Origin of the sequence: Streptomyces sp. enrichment culture (assembly GCF_964272855.1) — a bacterium.
In the GTDB taxonomy this organism is placed as follows: Bacteria; Actinomycetota; Actinomycetes; order Streptomycetales; family Streptomycetaceae; genus Streptomyces.
In genome coordinates this window covers 3,853,176-3,867,988 of sequence record NZ_OZ186847.1, presented here as the reverse complement: position 1 = coordinate 3,867,988, position 14,813 = coordinate 3,853,176, and the positions used below count along the sequence as shown (strand labels likewise).

Genomic DNA, 14,813 nt, shown 5'->3' with positions numbered 1-14,813 from the left:
ACGAATGAGTGGGCGGGCATTACGTTTCCGACCTAGTCAAGGTTGACTAGCTAGAAAGCGGGTGGCCTGTGACCCATACGGCGATCGCCGTGGACGGCGCACGCAAGGCATACGGGGACAAGAAGGCGCTGGACGGACTCGACCTCGTCGTCCCGCGAGGCACGGTCCAGGGCGTACTGGGCCCCAACGGCGCCGGGAAGACGACCCTGGTACGCGTCCTGTCGACGCTGCTGCGGCCGGACGCGGGCCGGATCGAGGTCGCCGGACACGACGTGGTGACCCAGGCGCGCGAGGTCCGCCTCCGCATCGGTCTGCTCGGCCAGCACGCGGCCGTCGACGAGGAACTGGACGGCCGCCAGAACCTGGAGATGTTCGGCCGCCTCCACCACCTGGGCGCCCGCCGCGCGCGGGCACGCGCCGACGAACTGCTGGCGCGCTTCGACCTCACCGGCACCGGGCGCAAGCCGGTCAAGCGGTACAGCGGCGGTATGCGCCGCCGCCTCGACCTCGCCGCGTCGCTCGTCACCGACCCCGACGTGCTCTTCCTGGACGAGCCCACCACCGGCCTCGACCCGCGCGGCCGCGCCGAGGTCTGGGCCGCGGTCCGCTCCCTGGTCGGCGGCGGCACGACGGTCCTGCTCACCACCCAGTACCTGGAGGAGGCCGACCAGCTCGCCGACCGCGTCTCGGTGGTCGACTCCGGCCGGGTCGTCGCCGACGGCACACCCGACGAGCTGAAGTCCGCCCTCGGCGGCGACCGCATCGACGTCGTCCTGCGCGACGCGGACCGGCTCGGTGCGGCTGCCGCCCTGTTGCCCGCGCCGGAGGACGCCGTCCGCGTCGACGCCGACCGGCGGCTGCTCAGCGCCCCGGTCACCGACCGCATGACGGCCCTCACCGGCGTCGTACGCGCGCTGGAGGAGGCCGGCATCGAAGCCGAGGACATCGCGCTGCGGCGGCCCACGCTCGACGAGGTCTTCCTGCACCTCACCGGCGGCGAGCGCCGCGAGAAGGAGGCCGTGTGAGCACCTACGCCCTGACCGACTCCTGGACGATGACCCGCCGCGAACTCGCCCACTGGGCGCGGCAACCGGTGCAGGTCATGGTGAACCTGGTGTTCCCCGTGATGCTGATGCTGATGTTCGGCTACCTCATCGGCGGCGGCCGGGGCGTCAGCGGGCCGTACGTGGACTACCTGGTCCCCGGCATGCTCGCCCTCACCATGGCCTTCGGCCTGGAGGGCACGATGATCGCCGTCACACAGGACATGAACAAGGGGGTGATCGACCGGTTCCGGTCCATGCCGATGACCGACGGAGCCGTACTGGTGGGCCGGTCCGCCGCCGACATGCTCCAGTCGGCCCTGGTGCTGGCCGTGCTGACGGGTGTGGGCCACGCCGTCGGTTGGCGGGTGCACGGCGGCCTCGCCGACTTCGGGGCGGCGGTCGGACTGCTTCTGCTGTTCCGGTTCGCCATGCTGTGGATCGGCATCCACCTCGGCCTGCTCGCCGGCCGGCCGGAGATGGTCCAGGCCGTCCAGATCCTCGTCTGGCCGATCGGCTTCCTCTCCAACGTGCTCGCCACCCCGGACTCCATGCCCGGCTGGCTGGGCACGGTCGTGGAGTGGAACCCCCTGTCCCACACGGCGACCGCGGTACGCGAGCTGTGCGCGGGCGGGACGGTCGACGCGGGCCACCTCTGGGCGGCGGTGGCCTGGCCGGTGGGTCTGCTCGCGGTGTTCTTCCCGCTGGCGGTACGGAGGTTCGGGCGGCTGAGCGAGTAGCGGCGGGCCCGAGGAAAGCGGCTTGCACCTCACGTGACGTGAGGGCGCACCGTGGAGGGCGTCACAGAAGGGAGCGGAAGAAGTGAGCTACTCCGTGGGACAGGTCGCCGGTTTCGCCGGAGTCACGGTGCGCACGCTGCACCACTACGACGACATCGGCCTGCTCGCACCCGGCGAGCGCAGCCGTGCGGGACACCGGCGCTACAGCGACGCCGACCTCGACCGGCTGCAGCAGATCCTGTTCTACCGCGAGCTCGGCTTCCCGCTCGACGAGGTCGCCGTCCTGCTCGACGACCCGGACGCGGACCCGCGGGCCCACCTGCGCCGGCAGCACGAGCTGCTGACCGCCCGGATCGAGAGGCTGCGGAAGATGGCGGCGGCCGTGGAGCACGCCATGGAGGCACGCGAGATGGGCATCGACCTCACGCCCGAGGAGCGGTTCGAGGTCTTCGGGGACAAGGACCCGGAGCAGTACGCGGAGGAGGCGGAGGTCCGCTGGGGCGGCACGGAGGCCTACGCCGAGTCGCAGCGCCGCGCCGCGGGCTACACCAAGCAGGACTGGCAGCGGATGCAGGCCGAGGTGGCCGACTGGAGCGAGCGCTACGCCGCCCTGATGGCCCAGGGCGAGCCGCCGGCCGGCGAGCGCGCCATGGAGATGGCCGAGGAGCACCGCCGGCACATCTGCGGCTGGTTCTACGAGTGCGGCTACGAGATGCACCAGGGCCTGGGTGAGATGTACGTCTCCGACGAGCGCTTCAAGGCGTTCTACGACGCGATGCGCCCCGGCCTCGCCGAGCACCTGAGGGACGCGATCGTCGCGAACGCGGCCCGGCACTCCTGCTGATCCGTGGGCCCGGGGGCCGTACCCCGGGCCCACGGCTTTGTCCCAGCGGGCACACAGGGCATCCTGAGGACTCCGGTGGAACCTGGGCCGGGCAGAGCGCGTTGATAGCTTTGTCCGGCCGAACCGGACGCCGTACTTCCCTCACCCCTCAGGAGCCCGGAACCGTGACGACGCTTGCTCTCGGACCCAGCTGGCTGGATCCGAACTACCTGCTCGACACCTTCGGGATCTGGGGTCTTCTCCTCATCGTCTTCGCCGAGTCCGGCCTGCTCATCGGCTTCTTCCTGCCCGGTGACTCGCTGCTGTTCACCGCGGGCCTGCTGATCACCTCGGGGGAGCTGGACTTCCCCCTGTGGGCGGCCATCGTCCTGATCTGCCTCGCCGCGATCCTCGGCGACCAGGCGGGCTACATGTTCGGCAAGAAGGTCGGACCCTCGCTCTTCACCCGTCCCGACTCCCGCCTCTTCAAGCAGGAGAACGTCACCAAGGCCCACGAGTTCTTCGAGAAGTACGGCCCGAAGTCCCTGGTCCTGGCCCGCTTCGTGCCCATCGTCCGCACCTTCACGCCGATCATCGCCGGCGTCAGCGGCATGCGGTACCGCTCCTTCCTGATCTTCAACATCGTCGGCGGCGTCCTGTGGGGCGCGGGCGTCACCCTGCTCGGCTCCTGGCTGGGCGGCATCGACTTCGTCAAGAAGAACATCGAAGCGATCCTGATCCTGATCGTCCTGATCTCCGTCGTGCCGATCATCATCGAGTTCTGGCGCGCCCGCTCGAAGAGCAAGAACGCCCCGCAGCAGCAACCGGAGCCGCAGGGCCGGCAGCAGCCCTCGTACCCGGTGATGGACGACGCCACCACCCAGCTCCGCCGGGTCCCGCCGGCCGAGCAGCAGCAGCCCTACCCGCCGCAGAATCAGCAGCAGTACGGCTACGACCAGCAGCAGTACGGCCATGACCAGCAGCAGTACGGCCATGACCAGCAGCAGTACGGTTACGACCAGAACGGTTATGGCCAGGGCGGCTACGAGAACCAGCAGCCGTACGGAAACCAGCAGCCGTACGGAAACCAGCAGCCGTACGGAAACCAGCAGTACCCGCGGCAGCAGTACCCGTACGACAACCAGAACCAGGGCTACTGAGCCGACCCCGGCCGGGGACGTGGGCGGCGCGGGCCGCGCGGGTGCTCAGAACCCGCGAGTCCGCTTGGCGGCCTTCCGCCCGCGCCCCGCGCCCCGCAGGAACAGCCGCGACATCTCCGAACCGAGATTCACCCCGATGGCGATCGCCATGGCCAGCGCCGCCGCCTTGCTCAGCGACGTCAGCCCGCCGTCGACGTCGTTCTGCGCGAACGCCAGCAGTCCGAAGTACGTCGCGGAACCCGGCAGCAGCGGGCCGATCGCCGCAGTGGTGTAGGGCAGCGCCGACGCGTACCGGTACCGCGACATCAGCTGCCCGAACAGCCCGACCAGCCCCGCCGCCACCGCCGTCGAGGCGACCGGCGACAGGTCACCGGCGTAGTGCATGGCGCCGTACACCACCCACGCCACACCACCGTTGAGCGTGACGGCGAGCACGGTGGATCGTTCCTGCTGCAGGAGCACGGCGAACGTCAGTGACAGCAGCATCGACGCGATGATCTGCACCACCGGCTGCTCGTTGCTGCCCAGCGCCGCCTCGGGATTCAGCTGCGCCCCCAGCTGGACGCCGAAGTACAGCACCACCAGCACGCCGACGACGATGCCGACGAAGAAGTACATGACCTCCAGCAGGCGCGCCGCCGCGGTGATGTAGAACCCGGTCAGCCCGTCCTGCACGCCCGCCACCAGCGCCCGTCCGGGCAGCAGCGCGAACAGCCCACCGGTGATCACGGCGGACGCCTTCACGTCCACGTGGGCGACGGTCAGCGCCACCCCGATCGCGCCCGGCGGCATCGCGGCGGCCGTGAACTGGTAGAACTCCGGCAGCCCGCGCCCCGCGCACAGCCACGCCAGCCGGTCCCCGAGCATCGCGCCCAGCGCGGCCGCGACGAACACGATCAGATCGCCGCCGACCAGCACCGAGGCCGCGCCCGCGAGCAGCCCGCTCGCCGAGGTCAGCACCCAGGTCGGATACGGGTGCCGGTTGCGGCGGATCTCCGCGAGCCGCCGGTAGGCCTCCTCCAGCGAGATGTGCGTCTCCGGGTCGCTGAGGTCGTCCACCAGCTGGAAGACGGCCGCGAGCCGCGTGTAGTCCGTCCCGCGCCGCCGTACGGTCCGCGCCGCCGACACCGGATCGTCCACCAGCGACGGCTGGTACGAGATCGACAGCAGGGTGAAGGTGACGTTCGGTTCGCACCGGTCCAGCCCGTACGAGCGGCACACCGCGAACATCGCCGCCTCGACGTCCTCCGCGCCCTCACCGCCCGCCAGCAGCAGCTCGCCGATACGCAGCGTCAGGTCGAGCACGCGGGGGACGGCCGGGCCGCCCTCCTCCGCCTTGTGCACCGGCTCCGGCGCGGGCCGCTCGGTCACCGGCATGCGCAGCATGGTGCGCATCCGGTCCTGCCACGGCGCGTCCTTGGTGAGACTGACCGCCGGTATCCCGTTCGGCGGCGTGAACGCGGGCGGCGCCTCCCGCGCGCTGTAGGCGCTCGGTGTGCTGAACGCCGACCCCTCGGGCTCCGCGCCCGGCGGCTGCGGGACGTCCAGCCCGACGGGCAGGGCGAACTCGGAGGTGGTCTCCGACTCGCTCTCCCCGACCTCGACACCGGCGGGCGGCGTGAAGGCCATCCTCGCCTCGTCCGACTGCGGCTTGCGGTCCTCCGCGTCCGTCACCTGCGTAGCGCTCCCTGTACGACACCTCCGGTGCCCTCAGTATGCGCAGTATCCGCGCACCCATGCCGAACGGGCCGCACGCAAGCGCGTACGGCCCGTTCCGGCAGGCACGGGAGGTCAGTGACCGCCCTGCTCCTTGAAGCGCTTGTACGACCGCTCGATCTCGGCCTCGGCGTCGGTGCGGCCCACCCAGTTGGCGCCCTCGACGGACTTGCCGGGCTCCAGGTCCTTGTACACCTCGAAGAAGTGCTGGATCTCCAGGCGGTCGAACTCGGACACGTGGTGAATGTCGCGCAGGTGCTCCACACGCGGGTCCGTCGCCGGGACGCACAGCAGCTTGTCGTCGCCGCCGGCCTCGTCGGTCATACGGAACATGCCGATCGCGCGGCAGCGGATGAGGCAGCCCGGGAAGGTCGGCTCGTCCAGGATGACCAGCGCGTCCAGCGGGTCGCCGTCCTCGCCGAGGGTGTTCTCGACGAAGCCGTAGTCCGTCGGGTACGCGGTCGACGTGAACAGGCGGCGGTCCAGGCGGATCCGACCGGTCTCGTGGTCCACCTCGTACTTGTTGCGCGAACCCTTCGGGATCTCGATCGTGACGTCGAACTCCACCGGTGGCTCCTCCATGATCAACACACAGTTCTGGTGATTAAGTGTCCCTCACGCAGGTGTGTGATCGCGAAAGGGGCTGGTCGTCGTGCCCGAGCTGAGGCCTTGGCGAGCCGCGAGGCCGCGTCTGACGCGGGTCGCGAACGCCGTACGTCCCCGTCTCGCCCGTGCCGCCACGGCCGCGAGGCCGCGGGTCGCGCGGCTGGCGCGGGCCGCGTCACCGCAGGTCGCACGGATCACGCGAGCCAAGACCTGGCAGTACACCGCGGGTGCCGCCACCGCCGGTCTGGCGCTGGCCGCCTGCGTGGTGACCGCCGCGGGCCCCTGGGACTCCACGGGTCAGCGTACGGCCGAGCGGGATCGCGCCGCTGCCGCCGGACAGCGGGGTGGCGCATCTCACGACGGCACGTCCGGCAGGTCCGGGGCGGGCGGTACGGCGCCCGGCGGCCCCAGACCCGCCCCCAGCGCTGCGTCCGTGCTGACCGGTCTGGGCGGCGCGACGGGCGGCGGACGGCCGGCGCCGGACGCCAAGGCCCTCGCCGCCGCCCTCGACCCGCTCCTGAAGGACGCCGCGCTCGGCGGGCGCCGCGCGGCCGCCGTCGTCGACATCGCGACCGGCGAGCGGCTGTACGGCAGCGCCGCCGAGGAGGCGCTGACCCCGGCCTCCACCACCAAGATCGCCACCGCCGCCGCCGCGCTGTCCGCCCTCGGCGCCGACCACCGCCTCACCACCCGCGCCGTCTTCGAACCCGACACCAAGGAGCTGATCCTGGTCGGCGGCGGCGACCCCACCCTCACCGCCGACCGCGACGCCGAAGGCCGGGCCGGTCTGCGCGCCCTCGCCGCCGAGACCGCCGCCGCACTGGAGAAGCGGGACATCCGCGCGGTGACCCTGTCGTACGACACCACCCTGTACGCGGGCTCCGATCTTCACCCCATCGGGGTCAACGACAACCTCGCCCGCGTCACCGCCCTGATGGCCGACGAGGCCCGCACCGACGACTCCACCAGCGGCCCGGCGCCGCGCTTCGCCGACCCCGCGGCGGAGGCCACCCGCGCCTTCGCGGACTTCCTCCGGGCCGAGGGCATCAAGACCACGCCTCCCGGGCCGTCCAAGGCCACCGGCCGCGCGGACACCCTCGCCACCGTCGCCTCGCCGCCGCTGTCCGCCCTCGTCGAGCGGATGCTCACCAACAGCGACAACGACATCGCCGAGGCCCTGGCCCGGCACACCGCGATCGCGACGGGCGAGAGCGCCGACTTCGACGGGGCGGGCCGCGCGATCGAGGCGCAGCTGAAGAAGCTGGGAGTGCCGACGAAGGGCGTCGTCATCAAGGACGGCAGCGGTCTCGACCGCGGGGACAAGCTCACCGCCGGCCTCCTCACCGCCCTCCTCGCCAAGGCCGCCGACCCCGACCGGCCCGACCTGCGCCCCACCCTCACCGGCCTCCCCGTCGCCGGCTTCACCGGCACTCTGACGAGCCGCTACGGCGACGGCGCGGCCGGCGTCGTACGTGCCAAGACCGGCACCCTCACCGGCGTCAACACCCTCGCCGGCACCGTCGTCAACGCCGACGGCCGAGTCCTCGCCTTCGCGCTCCTCGCCTCGGACACGACGAACCCGGCCGCCGCCCAGACGGCCCTGGACCGCACGGCAACGGCACTGGCGGCATGCGGCTGCGGCTGAGAACCGGCCACCGGCACCGCCGCCCCGCGCAGCCGCCCGCGGGACCCGTCGCCCCCTCGCACGCCCTGCCCCCGCGGGGACCCCTCACGTACGGTTGACACATGACGAGCATCGGTGGCACGGCATCCGGCATGGTCGACTGGAATCTCGCGGTGGCGACCGCGACCCGGCTCGTGCGGCCGGGCCCCGAGGTGAGCCGCGACGAGGCCCGCGCCGTCGTCGCGGAGCTGCGCCGGCATGCCAAAGCCTCGGAGGAACACGTCCGGGGCTTCACTCGTATGGGCACCGAGGAGACCCACGACACGCCCGTCCTCGTCGTCGACCGCCCCGGCTGGGTCCGCGCGAACGTCGCCGGCTTCCGGGAGATCCTCAAACCGCTGCTGGAGAAGATGCAGGAGCGCCGCGGCACCGGCGCCGGCAACGCGGTCCTCGGCGCCGTCGGCGGCAAGGTCACCGGCGTGGAGCTGGGCATGCTGCTGTCCTTCCTGGCCTCCCGCGTTCTCGGCCAGTACGAGACCTTCGCACCCGCCACCCGCGACCTCCCGGCCGGCGCGAACGGCGGCGGCCGGCTGCTGCTCGTCGCCCCGAACATCGTCCACGTGGAGCGCGAACTCGACGTGGAGCCCCACGACTTCCGGCTGTGGGTGTGCCTGCACGAGGAGACCCACCGCACGCAGTTCACCGCGGTGCCCTGGCTCCGCGACCACCTCGAGGGCGAAATCCAGTCGTTCTTGGCGGAGACCGACGTCGACCCCATGACCGTTCTGGAACGCGTCCGGGAGGCCGCCCAGACGCTGGCCGGGGGCCGGCCCGAGGGCGAGGAGGACGACGGCGGCAGGTCCCTCGTCGAACTGGTGCAGACGCCCGCCCAGCGGGAGATTCTGGGCCGCCTCACCGCCGTGATGTCCCTGCTGGAGGGCCACGCCGACTTCGTCATGGACGGCGTGGGGCCCGACGTCGTCCCGTCCGTCGCGGAGATCCGCGAGAAGTTCCAGCAGCGCCGCGCGAAGGGCGCATCCCGTCTGGATCTCGCCCTGCGCAAGCTGCTCGGGCTGGACGCCAAGCTGCGGCAGTACCGGGACGGCGAGCGCTTCGTCCGGGCCGTCGTCGACGAGGTCGGCGTCGACGGCTTCAACCGCGTGTGGACCTCGCCGAACACCCTCCCCACCAAGTCGGAGATCGCCAAACCGGCGGACTGGATCGCGAGGGTGCACCGCCGTAGCGAAACATGACATCGGGGTGAGACGTCGTGAACCGAATCCGGCCGACGGCAGGCGAACGCCCCTCCAATCACCCGTCCGAGGGAGCGTGAGCCGTGCACAGGCGTGCAATGCTCGGGGAACGGCCCGGTTCTGTCACCATCTACACACTCTGAGTGACCGTCTCGGGCTCACCCCCCGAAAACTTCATGAAGGGAACCGGACATGGGTCCCCATCCTGCGGTCGCGGCGATACGCCTGGCGGTGCGCCGCGTCCTCCACGACCTCCTCAACGACCACACCCCCGACGCCATCACCGACGAGCCGACGCCCCCGCTGCTCGTCCTCGTGGCGTGCTCCGGCGGCGCCGACTCCATGGCGCTCGCCTCCGCCCTCGCCTTCGAGGCCCCCAAGCTCGGCATCCGTGCGGGCGGCGTCACCGTCGACCACGGGCTGCAGCCCGGCTCCGACCTGCGCGCCGAGGAAGTCGTCCTGCGCCTGCGCGGCCTCGGCCTCGACCCGGTCGAGTCCACCGCCGTGACCGTCGGCCGTGACGGCGGACCGGAGGCCGCCGCCCGCGACGCCCGGTACGCCGCCCTGGACGCCGCCGCCGAACGCCACGGCGCCGCCGCGATCCTGCTCGGCCACACCCGCGACGACCAGGCCGAGACCGTGCTGCTCGGACTCGCCCGCGGCTCCGGCATCCGCTCCCTGTCCGGAATGGCCGCGGTCTCGGGGGCCGGCGGCCGTTACCGGCGCCCCTTCCTGGAGCTCGACCGGCAGACCGCCCGCAAGGCCTGCATGGTCCAGTCGCTGCCCGTCTGGGACGACCCGCACAACGCCGACCCGGCCTACACCCGCTCCCGGCTGCGCCACGAGGGCCTGCCCGCTCTGGAGAAGGCCCTCGGCAAGGGCGTCGTCGAAGCCCTCGCCCGCACGGCCCAGCTCTCCCGCGACGACGCCGACGCCCTCGACGCCTGGGCCAGCCAGGCCGAGGCCACCGTCCGCGACGCCGCGGGCCTGCTGGAGTGCGCCAAGCTCTACGCCCTGCCGCCCGCCGTACGCCGCAGGATCCTGCGCCGCGCCGCCATCGAGGCCGGTGCCCCGGCCGGTTCCCTCTTCGCCCGCCACATCGAGGAAGTCGACCGGCTGATCACCGGCTGGCGTGGTCAGGGGGCCATCAACCTCCCCGGCAGAGTCGTCGCCCAGCGGCAGGGTGGCAGACTGGTGATTCGGCAAGGCTGAATCCCGGCCCCCCTTCCGGGGGCGGGCAGCCGGTGGGACGACCGAAAGTGATGCGGGTGGACGCGAAAGACATGGGTGCCGACCTCCAGCAGGTACTCATCACCAAGGAAGAGATCGACGCCAAGCTGGCAGAGCTGGCCGCGAAGATCGACGCGGAGTACGCGGGCAAGGACCTGCTGATCGTCGGCGTCCTCAAGGGCGCGGTGATGGTCATGGCCGACCTCGCTCGGGCGCTGTCCACCCCCGTCACCATGGACTGGATGGCCGTGTCCTCCTACGGCGCGGGCACCCAGTCCTCCGGCGTCGTGCGGATCCTCAAGGACCTCGACACCGACATCAAGGGCAAGCACGTCCTCATCGTCGAGGACATCATCGACTCCGGCCTGACCCTGTCCTGGCTGATCTCCAACCTCGGCTCCCGCGAGCCCGCCTCGCTCAAGGTGTGCACGCTGCTGCGCAAGCCCGAGGCCGCCAAGGTCGCCATCGACGTCGAGTGGGTCGGCTTCGACATTCCCAACGAGTTCGTCGTCGGCTACGGCCTGGACTACGCCGAGAAGTACCGCAACCTGCCGTTCGTCGGTACGCTCGCGCCCCACGTCTACGGCGGCTGAGCCAGTGGAGCGGCCCTCGTAGGGGGAGCGGGAACCCCGGCGGGACTCGCGCCGTTGAAGCATGCAGACGGGATTGCCAGCCCTACTGCGCGGCTTCGGGCGACAATGCTGGGGTACCGTCAGAAGAACTGTCTTATCAAACTCACTATGGCAGGAGGGACGGGGCGGCACCGCTCCGTATGGATGGACGTGAAGCGATACTTCCGTGGGCCGGTCATGTGGATCGTGCTGGCCGTCCTTGCCGTGGTCGTGTTGATGCAGGTCGTCGGCTCGTCCGGCGGCTACAAGACGGTGGACACCGGCCAGGTCGTCCAGGCGATCAATGAGAACAAGGTCGAGTCGGCCAAGCTCACCACCGGCGACGAGCAGATCATCAAGGTCCAGCTCAAGGACGGCGTGAAGGTCGAGGACAGCTCGAAGATCCAGGCGAGCTACATCGGCGACCAGGGCGTGGACATCGCCAACACGCTGCAGAACAAGTACCAGGAGAAGCAGATCCCGGACGGTTACACCGTCTCGCCGTCGAAGCAGAACCCGTTCGTCGGCATCCTGCTCTCCCTGCTCCCCTTCGTCCTCATCGTCGTCGTCTTCCTGTTCCTGATGAACCAGATGCAGGGCGGCGGCTCCCGGGTGATGAACTTCGGCAAGTCGAAGGCCAAGCTCATCACCAAGGACACCCCCAAGACGACCTTCGCGGACGTCGCGGGCTCCGACGAGGCCGTCGAGGAGCTGCACGAGATCAAGGAGTTCCTGCAGGAGCCGGCGAAGTTCCAGGCCGTCGGGGCGAAGATCCCCAAGGGCGTCCTGCTCTACGGCCCTCCCGGTACCGGCAAGACCCTGCTCGCGCGTGCCGTCGCGGGCGAGGCCGGCGTGCCGTTCTACTCGATCTCCGGTTCCGACTTCGTCGAGATGTTCGTCGGTGTCGGTGCCTCCCGGGTCCGTGACCTGTTCGAGCAGGCCAAGGCGAACGCCCCGGCGATCGTCTTCGTCGACGAGATCGACGCGGTCGGCCGCCACCGCGGCGCCGGCCTCGGCGGCGGTCACGACGAGCGCGAGCAGACCCTGAACCAGCTGCTCGTCGAGATGGACGGCTTCGACGTCAAGGGCGGCGTCATCCTGATCGCCGCCACGAACCGCCCGGACATCCTCGACCCGGCGCTGCTGCGTCCCGGCCGTTTCGACCGCCAGATCGCCGTCGACCGCCCCGACATGCAGGGCCGTCTGGAGATCCTCAAGGTCCACCAGAAGGGGAAGCCGGTCGCCCCGGACGTCGACCTGTCGGCCGTCGCCCGCCGCACGCCCGGCATGACCGGTGCCGACCTGGCGAACGTGCTCAACGAGGCCGCCCTGCTGACGGCCCGCAGCGACCAGAAGCTCATCGACAACAAGATGCTCGACGAGGCCATCGACCGCGTCGTGGCGGGCCCGCAGAAGCGGACCCGGATCATGTCGGACAAGGAGAAGAAGATCACCGCGTACCACGAGGGCGGACACGCCCTGGTCGCGGCGGCCTCCCCGAACTCCGACCCGGTCCACAAGATCACGATCCTGTCCCGCGGCCGCGCCCTCGGCTACACGATGGTGCTCCCGGACGAGGACAAGTACTCGACCACGCGCAACGAGATGCTCGACCAGCTGGCCTACATGCTGGGCGGCCGCGCGGCCGAGGAACTGGTCTTCCACGACCCGACCACCGGTGCCGCCAACGACATCGAGAAGGCCACCAACCTGGCCCGCGCGATGGTCACGCAGTACGGCATGACGGAGCGCCTGGGCGCGATCAAGTTCGGCGGCGACAACACCGAGCCGTTCCTCGGACGCGAGATGGCGCACCAGCGTGACTACTCCGAGGAGGTCGCGGCGCTGGTCGACGAAGAGGTCAAGAAGCTCATCGAGACCGCGCACAACGAGGCGTGGGAGATCCTGGTCGAGAACCGCGACGTGCTCGACAACCTGGTCCTGGCCCTCCTGGAGAAGGAGACCCTGGGCAAGGAGGAGATCGCCGAGATCTTCGCCCCGATCGTCAAGCGCCCGCCGCGGCCCGCGTGGACCGGCTCCTCGCGGCGCACTCCGTCGACCCGCCCGCCGGTGCTCTCCCCCAAGGAGCTGGCACTGACGAACGGCGCGAACGGCGCGACAGCGTCGCTCACCGCGAAGTCCACGGCCACGGAGTCCGCCCCGGACCCGGTCCAGGAGGACCGCTCCGACAGCTGACCCGGACACCGGTGGCTGCCCCTGGCGGCGGCCTCACCAGGCCCGGAATGGATGCCGCGCCCCCCTGGTTCTAGCCTGGGGGGCGCGGCTTTCCGCCATTCTCGGGCTGCCAGGCACGCACGACACACAGGAACGAGGCACCACACATGACCGACCCCGTGACGCTGGACGGCGAGGGCACCATCGGCGAGTTCGACGAGAAGCGCGCCGAGAACGCCGTACGCGAGCTCCTGATCGCGGTCGGCGAGGACCCGGACCGCGAGGGGCTGAGGGAGACGCCGGCGCGGGTGGCGCGGGCTTACAGGGAGATATTCGCCGGGCTGTGGCAGAAGCCCGAGGATGTCCTGACGACTACGTTCGACCTGGGGCACGACGAGATGGTGCTCGTGAAGGACATCGAAGTTCGATCTTGCTGTGAACATCACCTGGTGCCATTCGCAGGAGTTGCCCATGTTGGGTACATTCCGTCTATTGAAGGCAAAATCACCGGGCTTTCGAAGCTTGCCCGGCTCGTGGACGTCTACGCCCGCCGCCCGCAGGTGCAGGAACGACTCACAACGCAGGTTGCCGACTCCCTGATGCAGATCCTCGAGCCGCGCGGAGTGATCGTCGTCCTCGAATGCGAGCACATGTGCATGTCGATGCGGGGCGTGCGAAAGCCGGGGGCGAAGACCATCACGTCGGCAGTGCGCGGCCAACTGCGCGATCCCGCCACGCGTAATGAGGCGATGAGCCTGATCATGGCGCGGTAGTCCAATTGTCAGTGGTGTCCTGTACGGTCTCGGATCAGCCGAGTTGTTCGCTGATCCAGGGGGATCAGGGTGGGGTACGGGCTGCCCAGCAAGCAGACAGTGAACGGTGTCGGCGGACGTCTTCAGGCGCGCAGTGTGCGAGTCGGGTGCCGTCTGTGGACGCTGGACGGCAATCGGACGGTGCAGACCTCGGTCACGGAGGTGGCGACCGTCAAGGTCCGCGAGATCGTGGATGTGGTCACCGACCATGTGGCATTCACAGTCGCGGCGGATCAGATGCTGGGTACGCCTGACGGATGGACTCATGCGAGGGACGCCGAGGGAGCGGTTCTCGCATGGACGCACGCACGGAAGCTGTGCCGGGAACGGCTCACCATTACACCCGGCTACGAGTTCGGTTACCTGATCGGGGCGACGTGCTCGGACGGCACAGTCGGCAAGAACTACGTGTCCCTGGTCGTCAACGACCAAGGGTTCGCCGAGCGCTATGCGAGGTGCCTGACTGCCTCGACGGGCCTGGAGGCTCGGCTGGAATCGATCACGCGTCCCTCCGGCTACCTGCAACGACCCGCCCCCGGCTTCCGGGTGCGGGTCGTCTCGTCTTACCTGGCGGACCTGATGCGGCAGTACGTGGGCGGGGACGCGCACCATATGCGGCAGAGGTTCCCCCGCGTCGTCCTGCGCGACAGGGAGACGTTCGACGGCTTCCTCGACGGATACACAGACGGAGACGGCTGCCGGATCACGACCTGGCCGGCGCGGGTGCTCGTCAGCGCCAATGTGCCTTTCCTCGCGGAACTCGCCCGTGTCGTCGGTGCCAGGTTCACTCCGAGAGTCGACGTGGCGTCGCATCTCGTCATCGCGGACAGTTGGCCGTCGCGGGGCACCTTCACGCTTGAACAGCACCGCCTCGACCTCGTCGGGTCCACCTGGGTCGAAGTACGCGACGTACGGCTGCGCCGGGCCGAGGGAGCTAAGCCGTTCACCCTCTACAGCTACCGCCTTGACCCGCACCCCGGCTTTCTGGTCAACGGGCACCTTGCTCGGCAGCCCTGGTGA

13 protein-coding genes are annotated in these 14,813 nt (G+C 70.4%); 11 read left to right on the top strand and 2 right to left on the bottom strand.

All coding sequences use genetic code 11. The annotated features are described in order from the left end of the window. Window positions 1-68: 68 nt before the first annotated feature. The 4 genes from ACSU6L_RS16620 to ACSU6L_RS16605 all read left to right on the top strand — a co-directional run bounded on the left by ACSU6L_RS16620 (window position 69) and on the right by ACSU6L_RS16605 (window position 3,766). Window positions 69-1,025, top strand: coding sequence for an ATP-binding cassette domain-containing protein (locus ACSU6L_RS16620; RefSeq protein ID WP_437057610.1), 957 nt, complete (start codon window positions 69-71; stop codon window positions 1,023-1,025). Continuing rightward, the gene (locus ACSU6L_RS16615) at window positions 1,022-1,783 is read left to right on the top strand and encodes an ABC transporter permease (RefSeq protein ID WP_437057608.1); all 762 of its coding nucleotides are present in this window, start codon (window positions 1,022-1,024) and stop codon (window positions 1,781-1,783) included. The genes ACSU6L_RS16620 and ACSU6L_RS16615 overlap by 4 nt, the downstream gene beginning before the upstream one ends. 82 nt (window positions 1,784-1,865) lie before the next feature. Continuing rightward, window positions 1,866-2,627, top strand: a complete 762-nt coding sequence (locus ACSU6L_RS16610; RefSeq protein WP_437057607.1) for a MerR family transcriptional regulator — start codon at window positions 1,866-1,868, stop codon at window positions 2,625-2,627. A gap of 164 nt (window positions 2,628-2,791) precedes the next feature. Further along, window positions 2,792-3,766: a DedA family protein gene (locus ACSU6L_RS16605; protein WP_437057605.1), complete on the top strand. Its 975-nt coding sequence runs from the start codon at window positions 2,792-2,794 to the stop codon at window positions 3,764-3,766. Window positions 3,767-3,811: 45 nt separating this feature from the next. Here the strand turns inward: ACSU6L_RS16605 and ACSU6L_RS16600 are convergent, their stop codons facing one another. Together ACSU6L_RS16600 and ACSU6L_RS16595 are read right to left on the bottom strand one after the other, a co-directional pair. After that, entirely contained in the window at window positions 3,812-5,440 is a 1,629-nt protein-coding gene (locus ACSU6L_RS16600) for a threonine/serine ThrE exporter family protein (protein ID WP_437057603.1), read from the bottom strand. 117 nt (window positions 5,441-5,557) lie between these two features. After that, on the bottom strand, window positions 5,558-6,049 hold the full coding sequence (locus ACSU6L_RS16595; protein ID WP_029381130.1) for an inorganic diphosphatase: 492 nt from the start codon (window positions 6,047-6,049) through the stop codon (window positions 5,558-5,560). A gap of 85 nt (window positions 6,050-6,134) precedes the next feature. Here ACSU6L_RS16595 and dacB point away from each other — a divergent pair, with 85 nt between their 5' ends. The 7 genes from dacB (at window position 6,135) to ACSU6L_RS16560 (ending at window position 14,813) form a co-directional block, all read left to right on the top strand. Then, a complete protein-coding gene (gene dacB, locus ACSU6L_RS16590) occupies window positions 6,135-7,733 on the top strand; it encodes a D-alanyl-D-alanine carboxypeptidase/D-alanyl-D-alanine endopeptidase (RefSeq protein ID WP_437057601.1) in 1,599 nt (532 codons plus the stop codon). A 101-nt stretch (window positions 7,734-7,834) separates the two neighbouring features. Then, window positions 7,835-8,965, top strand: coding sequence for a zinc-dependent metalloprotease (locus tag ACSU6L_RS16585; RefSeq protein WP_437057599.1), 1,131 nt, complete (start codon window positions 7,835-7,837; stop codon window positions 8,963-8,965). Window positions 8,966-9,157: 192 nt separating this feature from the next. Beyond that, window positions 9,158-10,177: a tRNA lysidine(34) synthetase TilS gene (tilS, locus tag ACSU6L_RS16580; protein ID WP_437057597.1), complete on the top strand. Its 1,020-nt coding sequence runs from the start codon at window positions 9,158-9,160 to the stop codon at window positions 10,175-10,177. Window positions 10,178-10,227: 50 nt separating this feature from the next. Beyond that, complete coding sequence (gene hpt, locus ACSU6L_RS16575) at window positions 10,228-10,788, top strand: hypoxanthine phosphoribosyltransferase (RefSeq protein WP_031115895.1); 561 nt, start codon at window positions 10,228-10,230, stop codon at window positions 10,786-10,788. 183 nt (window positions 10,789-10,971) lie between these two features. Next, window positions 10,972-13,002 (top strand): ATP-dependent zinc metalloprotease FtsH, encoded by a 2,031-nt coding sequence (gene ftsH, locus ACSU6L_RS16570; protein WP_437064924.1) that lies wholly within the window; start codon window positions 10,972-10,974, stop codon window positions 13,000-13,002. A gap of 146 nt (window positions 13,003-13,148) precedes the next feature. Next, window positions 13,149-13,754, top strand: coding sequence for a GTP cyclohydrolase I FolE (folE, locus tag ACSU6L_RS16565; protein WP_437057595.1), 606 nt, complete (start codon window positions 13,149-13,151; stop codon window positions 13,752-13,754). A 180-nt stretch (window positions 13,755-13,934) separates the two neighbouring features. Then, a complete protein-coding gene (locus ACSU6L_RS16560) occupies window positions 13,935-14,813 on the top strand; it encodes a hypothetical protein (protein WP_437057593.1) in 879 nt (292 codons plus the stop codon).

Bases quoted from the DNA above. Each gene is read 5' to 3' on its own strand.
- ACSU6L_RS16585 (WP_437057599.1), top strand. From the start codon at position 7,835: ATGACGAGCATCGGTGGCACGGCATCCGGCATGGTCGACTGGAATCTC.
- tilS (WP_437057597.1), top strand. From the start codon at position 9,158: ATGGGTCCCCATCCTGCGGTCGCGGCGATACGCCTGGCGGTGCGCCGC.
- hpt (WP_031115895.1), top strand. From the start codon at position 10,228: ATGCGGGTGGACGCGAAAGACATGGGTGCCGACCTCCAGCAGGTACTC.
- ftsH (WP_437064924.1), top strand. From the start codon at position 10,972: ATGGACGTGAAGCGATACTTCCGTGGGCCGGTCATGTGGATCGTGCTG.
- folE (WP_437057595.1), top strand. From the start codon at position 13,149: ATGACCGACCCCGTGACGCTGGACGGCGAGGGCACCATCGGCGAGTTC.